This is a genomic window from Micromonospora chokoriensis (genome assembly GCF_000718555.1).
Classification (GTDB): domain Bacteria; phylum Actinomycetota; class Actinomycetes; order Mycobacteriales; family Micromonosporaceae; genus Micromonospora; species Micromonospora chokoriensis_B.
On the sequence record NZ_JOAN01000029.1, the window covers coordinates 87189 to 103274 of the forward strand.

The 16086-nt window shown below is 70.9% G+C and carries 12 protein-coding genes; 7 read left to right on the forward strand and 5 right to left on the reverse strand.

Features of this window, described 5'->3' with window-relative positions:
• The first annotated feature begins 80 nt into the window (after window positions 1-80).
• Both mmsA and mmsB read left to right on the forward strand, forming a co-directional pair.
• On the forward strand, window positions 81-1619 hold the full coding sequence (gene mmsA / locus IF46_RS0129410) for a multiple monosaccharide ABC transporter ATP-binding protein (RefSeq protein WP_030491658.1): 1539 nt from the start codon (window positions 81-83) through the stop codon (window positions 1617-1619).
• Window positions 1616-2866, forward strand: a complete 1251-nt coding sequence (gene mmsB, locus IF46_RS0129415; RefSeq protein ID WP_030491659.1) for a multiple monosaccharide ABC transporter permease — start codon at window positions 1616-1618, stop codon at window positions 2864-2866. Before mmsA ends, mmsB begins: the two co-directional genes overlap by 4 nt.
• Window positions 2867-2925: 59 nt before the next feature.
• Here the strand turns inward: mmsB and IF46_RS0129420 are convergent, their stop codons facing one another.
• Window positions 2926-4305, reverse strand: coding sequence for a DUF7594 domain-containing protein (locus tag IF46_RS0129420; RefSeq protein ID WP_030491660.1), 1380 nt, complete (start codon window positions 4303-4305; stop codon window positions 2926-2928).
• A 220-nt stretch (window positions 4306-4525) separates the two neighbouring features.
• Here IF46_RS0129420 and IF46_RS0129425 point away from each other — a divergent pair, with 220 nt between their 5' ends.
• Window positions 4526-5803: an MFS transporter gene (locus IF46_RS0129425; RefSeq protein ID WP_030491661.1), complete on the forward strand. Its 1278-nt coding sequence runs from the start codon at window positions 4526-4528 to the stop codon at window positions 5801-5803.
• A complete protein-coding gene (locus tag IF46_RS0129430) occupies window positions 5800-6783 on the forward strand; it encodes a TolB family protein (protein WP_030491662.1) in 984 nt (327 codons plus the stop codon). Before IF46_RS0129425 ends, IF46_RS0129430 begins: the two co-directional genes overlap by 4 nt.
• Window positions 6784-6876: 93 nt before the next feature.
• On the opposite strand, the gene IF46_RS0129435 is transcribed toward IF46_RS0129430, so the two are convergent.
• The 4 genes from IF46_RS0129435 to IF46_RS0129450 form a co-directional block, all read right to left on the reverse strand.
• On the reverse strand, window positions 6877-7986 hold the full coding sequence (locus tag IF46_RS0129435) for an ABC transporter permease (RefSeq protein ID WP_157563631.1): 1110 nt from the start codon (window positions 7984-7986) through the stop codon (window positions 6877-6879).
• A gap of 74 nt (window positions 7987-8060) precedes the next feature.
• Window positions 8061-8627 carry a TetR/AcrR family transcriptional regulator gene (locus IF46_RS0129440; protein ID WP_030491664.1) on the reverse strand — a complete coding sequence of 189 codons (567 nt, stop codon included), beginning with the start codon at window positions 8625-8627 and terminating at the stop codon, window positions 8061-8063.
• A gap of 53 nt (window positions 8628-8680) precedes the next feature.
• Window positions 8681-9343 carry a hypothetical protein gene (locus tag IF46_RS0129445; protein WP_051724257.1) on the reverse strand — a complete coding sequence of 221 codons (663 nt, stop codon included), beginning with the start codon at window positions 9341-9343 and terminating at the stop codon, window positions 8681-8683.
• A 28-nt stretch (window positions 9344-9371) separates the two neighbouring features.
• A complete protein-coding gene (locus IF46_RS0129450) occupies window positions 9372-11807 on the reverse strand; it encodes a PEP/pyruvate-binding domain-containing protein (protein ID WP_030491666.1) in 2436 nt (811 codons plus the stop codon).
• Window positions 11808-11927: 120 nt separating this feature from the next.
• On the opposite strand from IF46_RS0129450, the gene IF46_RS0129455 reads away from it, so the two are divergent.
• From IF46_RS0129455 to IF46_RS0129465, 3 genes are all read left to right on the forward strand, one after another.
• Window positions 11928-12587, forward strand: a complete 660-nt coding sequence (locus IF46_RS0129455; protein WP_030491667.1) for a M23 family metallopeptidase — start codon at window positions 11928-11930, stop codon at window positions 12585-12587.
• A gap of 72 nt (window positions 12588-12659) precedes the next feature.
• Complete coding sequence (locus tag IF46_RS0129460; RefSeq protein ID WP_030491668.1) at window positions 12660-12890, forward strand: DUF2188 domain-containing protein; 231 nt, start codon at window positions 12660-12662, stop codon at window positions 12888-12890.
• Between the two features lie 165 nt (window positions 12891-13055).
• On the forward strand, window positions 13056-16064 hold the full coding sequence (locus IF46_RS0129465; protein WP_030491669.1) for a fibronectin type III domain-containing protein: 3009 nt from the start codon (window positions 13056-13058) through the stop codon (window positions 16062-16064).
• Window positions 16065-16086 lie beyond the last annotated feature (22 nt).

Here is a 16086-nt window from a genome sequence, read left to right on the forward strand (position 1 = left end):
CACTCGTCGGGCCCGGCGGTCACCGCCGGGCCCGACGCCTGGGCGCGTTCCACGCCCAGACCTGACGGAGGACAGTGACCATGGACGACACCATCCTCGAGATGCGTCGCATCACCAAGACCTTCCCCGGCGTGACCGCGCTGGAGGACGTCACCCTCGCAGTGCGCCGCGGGGAGATTCACGCCATCTGCGGTGAAAACGGCGCCGGCAAGTCCACCCTGATGAAGGTGCTGTCCGGCGTCTACCCGTCCGGCTCGTACGACGGCGAGATCCTCTTCGACGGCAAGCCGATGCAGTTCCGTGGCATCCGCGACAGCGAGGCCAACGGCATCGTCATCATCCACCAGGAGCTCGCCCTGGTGCCGTACCTGTCGATCGCGGAGAACATCTTCCTCGGCAACGAGCGGCGCGGCCGCAGCGGGCTCATCGACTGGAACCTGGCCAACGCCGAAGCGGGGAAGCTGCTGGCGTCCGTCGGGCTACACGAGAACCCGGTCACCCCGGTCATCCAGCTCGGCGTCGGCAAGCAGCAGCTGGTGGAGATCGCCAAGGCGCTCTCGAAGAAGGTTCGCCTGCTCATCTTGGACGAGCCGACCGCCGCGCTCAACGACATCGACTCGGCGCACCTGCTCGACCTGTTGCGGGCGCTCAAGGAGCAGGGCATCACCTGCATCATGATCTCGCACAAGCTCAACGAGATCACCGCGATCGCCGACTCGACCACGGTCATCCGCGACGGGCGTGCGGTGGAGACCCTCGACATGAGGGCCGACGACGTCAGCCAGCAGCGGATCATCCGGGGCATGGTCGGCCGCGACCTGGACAGCTTCTACCCCGACCGCGAGTCGTCCCCCGGCGACGAGGTCCTGCGCATCGAGGACTGGACGGCGCGGCACCCGGTGCAGGACCGGATGGTCGTCGAGGGCGTCAGCCTGTCCGTCCGCGCCGGTGAGGTCGTCGGCATCGCGGGCCTCATGGGAGCCGGGCGGACCGAGCTGGCCATGAGCGTGTTCGGTCGGTCCTACGGGCGTGACATCCAGGGCCGCCTCTTCGTTCACGGGCGGGAGGTGCAGGCGCGCACCGTCGCGGAGGCGATCGACAACGGCATCGCCTACGTCACCGAGGACCGCAAGCGCTACGGCCTCAACCTCATCGACGACGTGCGGCGCAACGTGTCGGCCGCCGCGTTGGACCGGCTGTCCCGGCTGGGCTGGGTGAACGGCAACGAGGAGATCAAGGTTGCCGAGTCGAGCCGCAAGGAGATGAACATCCGGACGCCCAGCGTCATGGCGGTGGTCGGCAAGCTCTCCGGCGGTAACCAGCAGAAGGTCGTGCTGTCGAAGTGGCTCTTCACCGACCCGGATGTGCTGATCCTCGACGAACCCACCCGGGGGATCGACGTCGGCGCCAAGTACGAGATCTACACGATCATCAACCGGTTGGTGGCCGCCGGTAAGGCGGTGATCGTCATCTCCTCCGAGCTGCCGGAGCTGCTCGGAATGTGCGACCGCATCTACACCCTCGCCGCCGGCCGGATCACCGGCGAGATGCCGGTGGCCGAGGCGACTCAGGAGAGCCTCATGGAGCTGATGACCAAGGACAAGGAGCTCGTCGGATGACCAGCATCAAGACCCCTTCGACGGAGCGCCCGACGCCCCCGGACAGCACACCCGCCGCCGCCCTGCACAGCGGGACGAGCGACCTGCGGGCGCTGGTGTTGAACAACCTGCGGCAGAGTGGGATCTACGTCGCCCTGGTCGTCATCGTCGCGCTCTTCGCGGTCCTGACCGACGGCGTGTTGCTGAGCCCCGGCAACATCACCAACATCGTCCTCCAGTACTCGTACATCCTGGTCCTCGCCATCGGGATGGTCATCCTGATCATCGGTGGTCACATCGACCTGTCGGTCGGATCGGTCGTCGCGCTGACCGGCGCGGTCTCCGCGGTCCTGGTCATCCAGCAGGGGCACCCCTGGTGGGTCGGCATCGTGGCCGCGCTGGTCGTCGGCGTCGCGGTCGGCGCCTGGCACGGGTTCTGGGTGGCGTACGCCGGCATTCCGGCCTTCATTGTGACCCTGGCCGGCATGCTGCTCTTCCGGGGTCTCACCCTGCGGGTGCTCGACAACATCTCGTTGTCGCCGTTCCCGTCCGAGTACCAGCAGGTCGCGGCGGGCTTCCTCAACGGCCTGCTCGGCGGCAACGGCTTTGACGCCTTCACGTTGCTGATCGGTGCCATCGCCGTGGCCGGGTACGCGGTCAGCGGCTTCCGCACTCGCGTGGCGCGCATCCGCTACCAGCAGCCCGTCGAGTCGTTCCCGCTGTTCGTCGCGCGGGTCGTGCTGGTCGGCGCGGTCCTCATGTACTTCGCCTGGCAGTTGGCGCACGCCCGAGGGCTGCCGATCGTGCTGATCATCCTGGCGTTCCTGGTGCTGGTCTACGGCCTGCTCACCCGGCGTACCGTCTTCGGTCGTCAGGTCTACGCGATCGGCGGCAACCTGTCGGCGGCGGCGCTGTCCGGGGTGAAGGTCCGCACCGTCAACTTCTGGATGTTCGTCAACATGGGCTTCCTGGCGGCGGTGGCCGGCGTCATCTACTCGTCGCGGTCGAACGGTGCCCAGCCCGCCGCCGGCAACATGTTCGAGCTGGACGCGATCGCCGCGGCCTTCATCGGCGGCGCGGCGGTCACCGGTGGTGTGGGCACCGTGGTGGGCGCGATGGTCGGCGGTCTGATCATGGCGGTGATGAGCAACGGCATGCAGCTGATGGGCATCGACCAGTCGACCCAGTCGGTGGTGAAGGGCCTCGTCCTGCTGGTCGCGGTCGCCTTCGACGTCTACAACAAGCGTCGCGCCGGCACGGCCCGCTGACGCTCGACGTTTAGGCAGCGTGGCCCCTGACCGCAGAGCGGTCAGGGGCCACGCGTCGTTCAGTGGCAGTTGCCGGTGCCGGTGTCTGTGTAGGTCTGGCCGGCTACTGGTACGAACTGCCAGTCGTAGCTGTTGGCGTGCAGGGTGAACTTCAGCAGGCCCCACGCCGAGCTGTTGCGCGCCTCGCTGTTTGGCTGGATGGTGCCGAAGCTGTAGTGACCGGCACCGCCCATGCCGGCGACGAAGCTGCGCATACCCCGACTGGAGTCGGCGCCACCGGCCGGGTTCATCGGGGCGAACCGCTCGTACACGTGGTTGTGGCCCCACACCACGACGTCCGCGTTGTAGTCGTAGAGCGCCTGGTACAGCGGACGCGTCGACGTTGACGGCGCGTGGTTGGAGCTGGACGTGAAGAGCGGGTGGTGCCAGTACGCGAGCGTGCACGGCTTGCTGCTGGCCGCCAGGTCCGCACGCAGCCACTGCTCCTGCGTCGAGCCGGCCGACATGCTGATGTTCGAGTTCAGCGACACGATGTGCCAGTTGCCGAGGTCGAATGAGTAGTAGCCGCGACCGCTCGGGCCGGCCGTCGTACCGAAGTAGTTGTAGTAGCCGGTCGCGCCCGAGGTGTTGTAGTCGTGGTTGCCCGGCGACGGGCGGGTACGGGACTTGTGCCGACCCCAGGTGGGCTCGTAGTAGCTGGCGAACTGCGACGCGGTGCCGCTGTCGTAGACGTTGTCGCCGGTGGTGAAGACCGTCCCCGGGGTGTTGTCGAGCAGCGTCGCGGTGGCGCTGTCGCCGGAGCCCGAGTCGGCGATGTCGCCGGCGCCGACGAACACCGGGTCCCCCGACGGGGGCGGCGTGGTGGTGCCGGTGGTGACCACCAGCTGCGGCGCGTCCGCGCCACTCTCGCGGGTGTCGTAGTAGGCGCCGTCACCGCTGGTCGAGGTGGCACCGAAGCTGTACGTGCCGTTGCCGGTGACCGCGGCCGTGACGTCCAGCTCGTACCAGGTGTTGCCGCTGACCGCGCCGATCGTGCCGAGCGTGGCCCCGTCGATGGTCGGCTGGTTGTTCCAGGTGGTGCCGGTCTCCGACCAGGTCGTGTTGGACATCCGGCGGAACGTGCCGCCGGCGTCGCTGCCGCTGTTGCCGCTGATCGTGCGCAGCCGCAGCTTGGCGCTGGTCACCGTGCCGCTGACACCGCTCACGGTGAAGCGCAGGAACGAGCGCCGCACCGGCGAGTTGTCGACCACGACCTGCGTGGACGTGCCGTAGTTGGTGGCGGCCGTGTCGCTCTGGACGTAGGTGTCGGCGACCGGCGTGAACGTCACGCTCGCCGCCGACGCCGCGCCAGCGCCGGTGACGACGACGGCGGCGGTCGCGGCGACGATCACCGCGACCACCCCCAGCGTCACCGACGGACGGGGGAAACGAATGTCCATCCAGGACTCCTTACCTCGTGGGAAGAGCGCAAGGAACGTAGGAAGGTCGATGAGCCGGCGGGCGTCGGGCGGGTGAACACTGCGTCCCGCCAGACGAACACCTCGGTGTTGGGGGTCCGTTCACCAGCGCCTCGCCCGGATGCCACGCCCGGTCCGTTGTGCCTGCTCCACTGAGTACGGACGATGGCTGACCGTCAGCCGTCGATCCGAGGAGATGCTCGTGTACCTGTCGACCGTCTCCCGGCCGGTCGCCGACTCAGCCGAACCGGGGCCGCGCCGCCGCTTCGCGTTGGTCAGCGGCAACGTCGTCGCGCTCGGCACGGTCAGTCTGATCACCGACGTGTCGGCCGAGATGGTGGCCGCGGTGCTGCCGCTCTACCTGGTGCTGGGCCTGCACCTGAGCCCGGTGGCGTTCGGCGTGCTCGACGGCGTCCACACTGGCGCCACCGCGCTGCTGCGAGTCGTCGGTGGCTTCGCCGCCGACCGGTTCCGGCGGCGCAAACTGATCGCCGGCATCGGGTACACACTCTCGGCGGTCGCGAAGCTCGGCCTGCTGCTCGCCGGCCGCTCGATACCGGCGATCGGTGCCGTCATCGCCGTCGACCGGCTCGGCAAGGGTGTGCGGAGCGCGCCGCGCGACGCGCTGATCACCCTCTCCACCCCACCCGAGGCGCTGGGTCGGGCGTTCGGGGTGCACCGGGCGATGGACAGCGTCGGCGCGTTCCTCGGGCCGCTCGCCGCGTTCGCGGTCCTGCTGGTCGTCGGTCAGTCGTACGACGCGGTCTTCGTCACCAGCTTCTGCATCGCGGCCCTGGCCGTGGTCGTGCTCGTGCTCTTCGTCCGGGAGCGGTCACCCGGCGAGGCGGTGGACCGGCCGGACGACCCGAAGGTCTCCGTCGGCGAGGCGTTCGGCCTGCTGCGCAGCGGGCCCGCCCGGCGGTTGGTGCTGGCCGCCGCGCTGCTCGGGCTGGCCACCATCGGCGACGGCTTCGTCTACCTGCTGCTGCAACGCCGGGTGGACCTCGGTCTGCGCTGGTTCCCGCTGCTCGCGGTGGGGACCAGCCTGGCCTACCTGCTGCTCGCCGCCCCGCTCGGCGTCCTCGCCGACCGGATCGGTCGACTGCCAGTGGTGCTCGGCGGCTACACCGCCCTCGGCGCGACGTACCTGCTGCTGGCCGGCCCGGTCGGCGGGTGGCCGCTGGTCGCCCTGACGCTGACGCTCTACGGCGTCTTCTACGCGGCAACCGACGGCGTGCTCATCGCGCTCGCTGGCCCGGTCCTGCCGGTGCGCCTGCGGACCACCGGAATCGCGTTGGTGCAGACCGGGCAGGCCCTCGCGTACCTCGTCTCCTCCGTCCTGTTCGGTCTCGCCTGGCAGGCGTGGGGGCCGGAGAACGCGATCCGCGCGGCGGCCGTGGCCGTCGCCAGCGTCCTGGTCGGCACGCTGTTCCTGCTGGCCTCCCCGTCCCGACCCACCACCCGGAAGGTGCCCCGATGACTGCGCTGTCGACCCGAGCGAAGCTCGCCGTGGTGGTCGCCTCGGCCGTGCTGTTGGCCGCGGTGGCGACCGGCTACGCCGCCACGGCCGCGCAGGCTCCCCGGACGCCGCCGCCCACCGGCGGCGAGCAGGCGGTCACCCTGACCTCCGGGCCGCGCCTGCTGGCGATCACCGACCGGCACGTCTCCACCGTCGCCACGACCGACCCCGCCGGGCCGCGCACGGTCGCCGAGCTGGAATGCCTGCGGGTGTACGCGGCGGCCGGCACCGGGGTCTGTCTGAAGCCGGAGACCGCCTGGTCGTACCAGGTTGTCGTGCTCGACGCGGCGCTGCGCCAGACCCGGGCGGTCAGCGTGCCGGGTCTGCCGAACCGGGCCCGGGTCTCGGCCTCCGGCCGGATGGTCTCCTGGACGACGTTCGTCGGTGGCGACTCGTACACGTCCAGTGGCTTCTCGACCCGTACCGGGATCCTCGACACCCGCACCGGCGCCACGGTGGCGTCGCTCGAAGAGTTCGCGATCACGAAGGACGGCCGCGGCCACCGCAACCCGGACGTCAACTACTGGGGCGTCACCTTCACCGCTGACGACAACCGCTTCTACGCGACCATGTCGACCGGGGGGAAGAGGTACCTCGTCCGGGGCGACCTCGCGGCCCGGACGGTCGAGACGCTGAAGGAGAACGTCGAGTGCCCGTCGCTGTCACCGGACGGAACCCGGCTCGCGTTCAAGGAGGCGCTCGACGCCGACCCGGCGAAGGGCTGGCGATTGTCGGTCCTCGACCTGGTGACCATGCGGGTCACCGCGACCGCCGAGACCCGCAGCGTCGACGACCAGGCCGCGTGGCTGGACAGCGGAAGACTTGCCTACACGCTGCGCAGGGACGACGGCCAGCCCGACGTCTGGAGCGTCCCGGCGGACGGGGCCGGCACGCCGACGCTGGTGATCCCCGGCGCCGAGTCGCCGTCCCCGCTCACCTGACCGTCGGCCCGATTCGCCGGGCCGAGCACTGACCCCGACGCCGCGAGGGGCCACCTCCCGAAGCTGGGAGGTGGCCCCTCGCGGTTGCCGTCGTCAGGCGTCTGCGGCTGCTTCGGCGTTGGCCGGGCCCTCGCCCGACCAGACGGTGTTGATGACGAGGACGGCGAGCAGGCCGATGCCGGCGTAGAGACCCAACACGGTCAGCGCGCCGCCGACCGGCGCGTCCGGGAAGTAGAGGCTGTCGCGGATGGCGGTGACTCCGGCGCCGGTGGGCAACGCCTGACCGAAGGCGCGACCGGCGGCGGGCAGGAACTCCGGCAGGATGCTCGACCCGGAGATGATGACGCCCAGCGCGAAGTAGAGCGTGCCGACGAGAGCGCCGGGTGGCCCGATCAGAGACACGAACGCGGCCGTCGACCCGGTGATGGCCAGCGAGACCAGCAGGAAGCTGAGGAACAGCGACCATTTCGAGCCCGCGGCGGGGACGCCGAACCAGCCGGCGACCATCAGTACGACGGCTGCGGACACGATCGAGTAGAGCACCATCATGGCGACGTGGCTGACGCCGCGCAGCAGCGAACGGCCACCCTTGCTCACCAGCCGCCCGAGGCCGAGCGCGGCCACGGTGGCACCCAGTGCCAGAGCCTGGATGAGCAGGCCGACGGATCCCCCGCCGCTGTCGGACGCGGGCAGTGGGGCGACGTCGGTCGTGATCGTCGGTGCGGTCAACTGGTCGACGACGTCGATGGCGACGGGTTGTCCCGAGGCCTTCGCCGCCTCGACCTTCTGGGCCACCTGGTGGTCGATGACGCTGTCGAAAGTGGTCCGGATGACGTTTGCCGCGGCCGTGCCGGCGGCGCTGGCCACGTACAGGTGTGGTTTCTCGCCGGTGAGGTCCAGGCCGCCGTAGGCGTCCTTGCGGAGGATCCCGGACCGGATCGCGGCCGCGTCGTCGACGAACGTGACCGAGAAGCTGCCGCCCTGCTCGATCTGCTGCCGGAGGGCCTCCTGCTGTTGTGCCGGCGCGACAACCGCGACCGGCAGGTCGTGCGGGGCCGGCGCGTGGCCGATGGCGAGGTAGTAGGCGCTCAACGCGATCTGGACGAGCGCCCCGACCGCGACCAGGAGCATGGTGGCGTGCCGGAAGCGGCGGAAGTGTGGCCGGTAGACGGAGGCCTCTGCCGGGCTAGGGTCTGCTTGCATGATCAACAGCGTTCCCGCTCGGCGCGTCGCTGACAAATCACTCGTCGTCACTGTCGACCGCGCCTTGGCGAAGATCAGCCGAAGAGCAGGTCGAGGTGGGCATCGAGCGCGCCCAGCGCCTGTTCGGCGGTGTACTGCCCGCCCAGCAGGTAGACACCGAGCCCCTCCATCAGCGCCAGCAGACCGGCCGCGGCGGCGGCACCCCGGCCGTCGGGCAGGACGCTGGCGATGAACCCGATGAACTGCGCGGTGTCCTCGTGCAGGCCGGGCGCGGCCGACGGACGCACCGCCGTGTAGGCGAGGAACGCGAGCGCCACCCGGCCGTCGTCGCGGGTGCTGTCGTCCAACGGCAGCAGCGCGGCGAGCATGGTCCGCAGCAGCAGCCGGGGCGGCGGGTTCTCGCCCAGCCGCGCCACCGCCTCGGTGACCCGGATCTGGCTGCGTTCGCGCACCACGCTCAACGCGAACGTCATCATCTCGTCCTTGGTCCGGAAGTAGTGCTGGACCATTCCGGCGGACACGCCGGCCTCGGCCGCCACGTGACGCAGGCTCACGGCCTCCAGGCCCTGGTCCGCGGCGACCCGCATCAGCGCGTCCGCGATGGAGGTGCGGCGCTCCTGGTGATCGACCTTCTTGGGCATGGCCTCGATCGTTTCACAGTGGGTGACCCGGTCACCCCGCCAGCGGCGGCGGGCTACCGGCTGACGGTGTCGGCGGGGGTGCCCCGCGCGCTGCGCAGCAGGCCGTCCGGGTCATCGGCGTACAGTCGCAGCTCGTTCGTCGGCGCGGACCCACCCTTGGGCAGGTCGAAGCTCAGCGGACGGCGCAGCAGGACGTCGATGCTCGTCTGACTGCCGACCGCGATGGACACCACCCGACGATCGCCCTCCTGCTCGACCTGCACCGACCTGCTCGACGGCAGCGAGCGGTAGCGCTTGCGCAGGGCCTCGACGTCCGTCCACGGGATCCAGATGTCGATGCCCGAGCTGAGGCGTACCCGCAGACCACGGTCCCCGACGACGTGGGGATGGATGGTCATGCTGGCGTACAGGCCGATCATCCAGAGCAGACCCCAGATGCCGAGGCCCAGCACGATCCAGCGGGCGGGCCGCCACGGCACCACGTGGGTGACGACGACATCGAAGATCGGGATCTCCACGGCGGAGAGGCCGATGAAGATGCCGAGGATCGGCTTGACGACGCCGAGGTAGCCGAACGGCTCGTCGCCGGGCCCCAGCGGCAGTGGGCGACGCCGCGCCCACACGTACAGGCTGCGCCACATCGCGGCCTCGGCCTCGGCAGCACGACGCAGCAGCGGGCCCACCCGAGCGCGGGTCGACGTCTTCGTGTCGGTCATGGTCGTCCTTCTTGGTCGGGGGCGACGGTCAGTGCAGCGTGATGGTTCCGGCGCCGCCGTCCACCGTGACGAGTTGCCCGGTGGAGATGATCCGGGTGGCGTCCGGCACGCAGATGACTGCGGGAATGCCGTACTCCCGCGCCACCGTCGGGCCGTGCGCCATGACCGCGCCGGTCTCGGTGATCAGTGCCGCCGCGGTGAGGAACAGCGGGGTCCAGCCGGGGTCCGTGGTCGCGGCCACCAGGACGTCGCCGGGCTCGACGTGGGCGGTGCCCGGGTCGTGCACCACCCGGGCGGGGCCGGTCACCCGGCCCGCCGACGCACCCACGCCGGCCATGGTCCCGTCGCCGGCCGGCGCCGCCGGCAGGACGGTCTCGACGTCCGTGCCGTCGGAGAGCAGCGCCACCGGCACCGTCCGACGCCGCAGCTCCCGGCGATGCACCGCCCGTCGGGCGGTGACGGTGCCGCGCAGATCAACACCCTGGTGTACGGCGGTGTGCACCTCGTCGAGGGTCAGGAACATGACGTCGTCGGGCTGCTCCAGCAACCCGGAGCCGTGCAGGTCGGCGCCGATGAGCAGCAGTTGGCGGCGCGTCTCGCGCAGCGGGTACAGCCCGGCGAACTTGCCGGCCTCGCGCAGACCGGCCAACGACCGTGCCCGGCGCAGCAGGAAACCGGCCACCCTGCCCCGCACCGGCCGCCGGCGGCGGGCTCGCGTGGTCAGCTCCCGCAACGCGGTCTCCGCCGCCGACGCGGCCCGCTGGAAGCGCTGGTCCGGGCCCTGCCGCGGATCGGTGACCCGCAGGTAGTTGGCGACCGCGGCGAAGACCGGCGTGGGGTCCTCCGCCCAGCGCGGCACCCCGAGGTCGACCTCGGCGACGCCCCGGTGACCGTAGACGTCCAGGAAGGCCGCCATGCCGATCTCGGGCAGCGTCCCGCGCAGGTGGCGCTCGGCCAACTCGGCCGGCGGGGTGTCGAGGAGGAGTTGACGGTGCTCGCCCGCGCCCTGGGCGAGCCGCCACAGGGCCAGGTCCATCTCGATGGTGACGTTGTGCGGCATGCCGCCCAGCACGGCGTGGATCTCGTCCGGGCCGGCGACGCCCTTGAGTAGGGCTGTCGGCAGCGCGGCGGCGAGCATCCCCGCGACGATCGGCCACATGATCGCGTCGGCGCTGTCGTCGGCCTCCTGCGCCTGCACGAAGCGCAGCCGGTCGGCGGCGGTACGCAGGTCGGCGGGGGCGGCTGACCGTACTCTGATCTGCTCGATCGCCTCGAACATCCGGATCCGCGCGGTCTCGGGACGGGCCAGGGCCCGCAGGATCCCCACCACCGCGCGGCGGGCCGTCCGCAGCGACGCGGCCCCCTGCGCCCCGCCGCGCCTGGTGTCGCCGCTGGCCGGGGCGAACCGGGGGTCCGCCAGCACGTGCTGCATCACCGCCTGGGCGCGTGGCCCGAAATCGACCGCGAGGAGCTTCACCAGGCGCTTGCGCGACGACCGGTCGCGGGCGAGGTCGGTCAGGTCGCCGTAGAGGCGGCCGCCGATGTCGACGATCTCGACCCGTACGCCGAGCGCGGCGAGCATCGCGGCGATCTGCGTCCGCAGGGTGGACATGCCCATCGGGGTGACCGGTTGCAGCATGCCCTGGACGTGCCCGAACTCCAGGTAGACGCGGGGGAGGGGCTTCCCGCTGGGCGGTGGGAGGGGGAACAGACTGGTGATGGGCCGGGACTGCAGGAGCCACAGGCGGTCGTCCGCGTCGATCGCCCACTCGACGTCCTGCGGGCAGCCGAACTGGGCCTGCAACCGCTCGCCGACGGCGCGTAGGCGGGCCAGCTGTGCGGACGTCAGGCATCCGGCGTCGTCGCGTGTGACATCGTCGAGCACGTAGTGGTCGACGGCTGTGGCGTCGTTGAGGACGTAGTGGTCGACTGTCGCGGCGCCGTCCACCACCGTCGTGCCCAGGCCCACAGCGGCGTCGACCGCCATCTCGTCGCGACGCCCGGTCAGCGGGTTCGCGGTGAACAGCACCCCCGCCACGGTGGGGGTGACCATGCGCTGCACGACGACGGCCATCCGCACCGCCTGATGATCGATCTGGCGGGCCTCGCGGTAGGCGGTCGCGCGGTCGCCGTGCAGCGAGTCCCAGCACTTTTCGATGGCGGTGATCAGCTCGGCGGTGCCCGTGACGTTGAGGACGCTGTCCTGCTGCCCGGCGAAGCTCGCGTCCGGCAGGTCCTCGGCGGTGGCGCTGGAGCGCACCGCCACTGGGCCCGCCCCGAGCCGCTCGTACGCGGCGACGACCTCGACCGTGGGGATGACGCCCAGCCGGTGCGCCTCGGTGGTGACGCAGAACCCGTCGGGGACCTGCTCGCCGTGCCGGATCAGCTCGCCCAGCCCGGCCGCCTTGCCACCGACCAGGTCGGTCATGTCGGCGGTCACCTCGGACAACGCGATCACGTGCATGGCAGCCCACTCTCGTTGCAATACAACTGCATTGCATCTGACGGTATCTCGTTTGCGATGCGACTGCAATGTCACCGCTGCGGGGTGCGGCCGGAAGCCGAGGTGTTGTCGGCATCTGCCATGCTCGGGCCGGTGACGACCGGCCGCCCCACCCCCGCCCGCTCCCACCGCCGCCCCCGACGCCGTGCCATCCGCGTCGTCCTCGCGCTCGTCGCGGTGGCGGCCGTTCTCGGCGTGGCATTTGTCGCGGTGCCGATGCTGCGACCGGCCGGGCCGCGCCCGCTCTTCCAGATGCCGGTCTCCTGTGGCGAGACGTGGCAGCTCAGCACCTACCCCGGTCACGACGACTACGACGTCGACTTCTTCCCGATCGAGGGCGAGACGTGGGGGCGGCCAGTGCTCGCGTCGTACGCCGGCACGGTCACCGTGGCGGGCATCAACGGGTCGCTGGGTGGCCGCACCCCGGAGAACCCGGAGGGCCCACGGGGGCGTGGCGGCGGTTACTGGGTGAAGATCGACCACGGCGGCAAGTGGGAGACGCAGTACCTGCACATGCTCGAACCGCCCCTGGTCACGGTCGGTCAGAAGGTCGCCCAGGGTGAGCAGATCGGGCGGCTGGGCAGCACCGGCAACTCCGGCGCGCCGCACCTGCACTACGAGCAGCGGCGTGGCTGGGACAAGGTCGAGACCCACTTCGACGGTGTCCCGTCGGGCATCACCACCGACGAACGCGAGCAGATCCTCCGGCGGGTGAGCAACAACTGCCCGGCCGTCTCCTGAGGACTTCGGTTTGCCCAGCGCGGCTCAGGGCACTGGTTCAGGAGACAGTTCAGACGCAGGGAGGAGTCGGCCATGGTCAAGGGTGACGTCGACACGTACCACGAGGACGGGCAGTGGAAGAACAAGCCGGAGGGCCACGAGCGGGCCTCCAGTACGCATGACGTGAAGGCCGACGCGCAGGCCCAGGGCCGCGAGATGGCGGCCGACCGCGGCGTCGAGCACGTGATCAAGAAGCAGGACGGCACGATCGGGGAGAAGAACACCTACCCCCGCAGTCGTGACCCCCGGGACATCGAGGGCTGAGCGCTTCCAGCCTCCAGCGGACCGACCTCCTCGGCGTGACCGAGGAGGTCGGTCCGCCTTTGCGCGCGGTCCAGCATTGAATGAGCTTTACCCCTGTATGGGAATTATGGGTGTTTTGGGAGGATATATTCCAGATCGGTACTGGAGTGGAAGCTGGGAGTTGGCATGTCGTTCTGGGGCAGGCATCGTCCGGCCAGCATCGCGGCGCTGATGGTGGCGGTGACCGTGGGCGCTCTCGCGGTCGCACCACGTCCGGCGTCGGCGGCCGGGTCCGTCCTGTTCGACCAGCCGTTCCACAACAACACCGCGAACGGCATCGGCGCCGTGGCGGTGCCGGCCGTGCCCGGCCTCCTCGCCACCAACGCCGCCTGCCTGAGCGCGGCGGGCAACTCGACCACCGGCCCGCTGCTCAGTTGCACCACCTCCACCGACCCGCAGGGCTCCGGCAAGCTGCGCCTCACCCCCGCCGCCATCACCCGGCAGGGTGGGGTGTTCGGCGCGGTGAGCGTGCCCACCTCCCAGGGGCTGCACGTCACCTTCAACACCTACCAGTACGGCGGCATCAACCCGGGGGCGGACGGCCTCGCCTTCGTGCTGGCCGCCGTCGACCCGGCCAACCCGAGACCCCCGTCCACCCTCGGCCAGCCGGGCGGCTCGCTGGGCTACTCGGCGGCGTTCAATGGTGGCTCGGTGGGTCTGTCCAACGGCTACCTGGGCATCGGGCTCGATGTCTTCGGCAACTTCAGCAACAGCCTCTACCAGGGCACCGGTTGCACGAATCCGCCTTACATCTCGACCAACAACACACGGGTCCCCGGCCAGGTGGTGATCCGTGGGCCAGGCCGCAACGGGGTCGGCTACTGCGCGATCAACAGCACCGCCACCAACACGTCGTCGGCCGCGCTGGCGTTGCGGGCCGCCACCCGCCCCGCCTCCGTGGTGCCGGTCGAGGTGGTCGCCAACACCACCTCGTCGCCGTTCACCACCGACACCGGAATCACCGTTCCGGCCGGGGAGTACCGGGTCAGGTTCACCCCGGTCGGCGGCGCGGCACGAACCCTGGCCGGCAGCCTCCCGGTGGTGTCGCCCAGCCTGTACCCGTCGCCGACCTGGCTGAGCGCCAACGGCTACCCACGGCAACTCGCCTTCGGCTGGGTGGGCTCGACCGGCTCGGTCACCGACTTCCACGAGGTCGACAACGCCCGCGCGGTCAGCTTCAACCCGGTGCCGGACCTGAACGTGTCCCAGACCAGCGCGGTCGGGTCCACCCCGCAACCCGGTGACCCGGTCACCTACTCGATCACCGCGGGGGTCGACGCCGGGGCCGCCGAGACGTCGCCGATCTCGGTCACCCAGACCGTGCCCGCCGGTGTCGTGCCGCGCGCCGCGTACGGCTCCGGCTGGGTCTGCGCCGCACCGTCCGGGCAGAGCATCACCTGCACCAACAGCAACGGTCCGTTCGCCGGCGGCACCTCGCTGCCGCCGATCACCGTCGTCGCGACAGTCACCGGCACCGGGGTGACGCCGACACTGATCCAGACCACGACGGTGGCGACCTCGTCGTCGATCGACGCGAACCCGGGTTTGTCCACAGCCACCACCCCCGTCGTGCCGGCCACCGCACCCAGCGGCGTCACCGTCACCCCGGCTCTGAGCTCGATCTCCGGGGGGATCGCGGTCACCGTCGGCGGCAACAACCTCACCGGAGCCACAGCGATCACCATCGGTACGGCCGCCGAGCAGCAGGCCGGCACGTCGGTGCTGCTGGTGCCGTGCACCTCCGGCCCGGCCGCCGGCTGCTTCACCGTGAACCCGGACGGCACGCTCGGCATCTCCTCCATGCCGGCCCGGTCCAGCCCGGCGACGGTCACCGTCAGCGTCGTCACCAGAGGCTCCGCCGGGTCGGCGACCTACGTCTACGCGTCCACGCCGGGCACCCCGACCACGCCGACCGCGGTCGCGGGCGTCACAAGCGCCACCGTGAGCTGGACCGCGCCGGCGAACAACGGCAGCCCGATCACCAGCTACCTGATCACCCCGATCCGCGACGGCGTCACCCAACCGACCCTCACCTTCGACGCCTCCACCACCAGCCGCACCCTGACCGGGCTGACCGCCGGGGCCTCGTACACCTTCCGGGTGGCGGCGGTGAACACGTTCGGGACCGGCGCGGCCAGCCCGCCCTCGGCGGCGGTGGTGCCGTACACCCTTCCGGGGGCGCCGACGATCACCTCAGCCACCGCGGGGACCAACGCCGCCGCGGTGAGCTGGACCGCCCCGGCCAACGGGGGTTCGCCGATCACCGGTTACACAGTGACGCCGTATCTCGGTGCCGTGGCACAGACTCCCCAGGTCTTCAGCGGGACCGCCACGACCCAGATCGTCACCGGGCTGACCGCCGGCGCCACCTACACCTTCCGGGTGGCCGCGACGAACGCCGCCGGGACCGGCCCACAGTCGGCGCCCTCCGCATCGGTGACGGTCAACGCCCCACCGACACTTACCTTCGCACCGCCCCCGCCCGGCAAGGCGTACGACCCGTACCAGTACCAGCTGACGGTGACCGGTGGCACGGGTCCGTTCGCCTGGTCGGTCAGCGCCGGGAGCCTGCCCGCCGGGCTGACCCTCGACCCGGTCACCGGTCTACTCTCCGGCACGCCCACGGTGTCCGGGACGTTCCCGTTCACCGTGCGGGTGACCGACTCGTTCAACCAGTCCGCGACCCGACCGGTCGATCTGGTCATCACCCCGCTCGGTGGGCTCTCCATCACCGTCCCGGCGATCTCCGCACTCGGCACGGTCACCTCGGGTACGACCGGCGTCTCGGGCCGACTCGGCCCGGTGACCGTCACCGACGACCGTGGGCCGTTCTCCGGAAACTGGGTCACCGTCGTCTCCAGCACGAGCTTCACCACGGGTTCCGGCACGGGTGGCGAGACCATCCCCAACAGCAACATCACGTACGCCTCCGGGGCGGCCCTCGCCACCACCGGCGTCGGATCCTTCCTCCCGCAGCCCGGGGCGGTGCTGAACACCCCGCGTACGGCCGCCGGGTGGTCCGGCCAGGCCGGTGGCCCGAACTCCGCCACCTGGGACCCCACGCTGGTGGTGACGATTCCGTCCGCAGTGGTGGTCGGTGACTACACGGCGGTCGTGACGCACTCCGTCATCTAACCCACCCCCCACCCCCCCACCC

Excerpts from the sequence above, each read along its gene's own strand:
- mmsA (WP_030491658.1), top strand. The coding sequence starts at position 81 with ATGGACGACACCATCCTCGAGATGCGTCGCATCACCAAGACCTTCCCC.
- mmsB (WP_030491659.1), top strand. The coding sequence starts at position 1,616 with ATGACCAGCATCAAGACCCCTTCGACGGAGCGCCCGACGCCCCCGGAC.
- IF46_RS0129420 (WP_030491660.1), bottom strand. The coding sequence starts at position 4,305 with ATGGACATTCGTTTCCCCCGTCCGTCGGTGACGCTGGGGGTGGTCGCG.
- IF46_RS0129430 (WP_030491662.1), top strand. The coding sequence starts at position 5,800 with ATGACTGCGCTGTCGACCCGAGCGAAGCTCGCCGTGGTGGTCGCCTCG.
- IF46_RS0129435 (WP_157563631.1), bottom strand. The coding sequence starts at position 7,986 with ATGCAAGCAGACCCTAGCCCGGCAGAGGCCTCCGTCTACCGGCCACAC.
- IF46_RS0129440 (WP_030491664.1), bottom strand. The coding sequence starts at position 8,627 with ATGCCCAAGAAGGTCGATCACCAGGAGCGCCGCACCTCCATCGCGGAC.
- IF46_RS0129445 (WP_051724257.1), bottom strand. The coding sequence starts at position 9,343 with ATGACCGACACGAAGACGTCGACCCGCGCTCGGGTGGGCCCGCTGCTG.
- IF46_RS0129450 (WP_030491666.1), bottom strand. The coding sequence starts at position 11,807 with ATGCACGTGATCGCGTTGTCCGAGGTGACCGCCGACATGACCGACCTG.
- IF46_RS0129455 (WP_030491667.1), top strand. The coding sequence starts at position 11,928 with ATGCTCGGGCCGGTGACGACCGGCCGCCCCACCCCCGCCCGCTCCCAC.
- IF46_RS0129460 (WP_030491668.1), top strand. The coding sequence starts at position 12,660 with ATGGTCAAGGGTGACGTCGACACGTACCACGAGGACGGGCAGTGGAAG.
- IF46_RS0129465 (WP_030491669.1), top strand. The coding sequence starts at position 13,056 with ATGTCGTTCTGGGGCAGGCATCGTCCGGCCAGCATCGCGGCGCTGATG.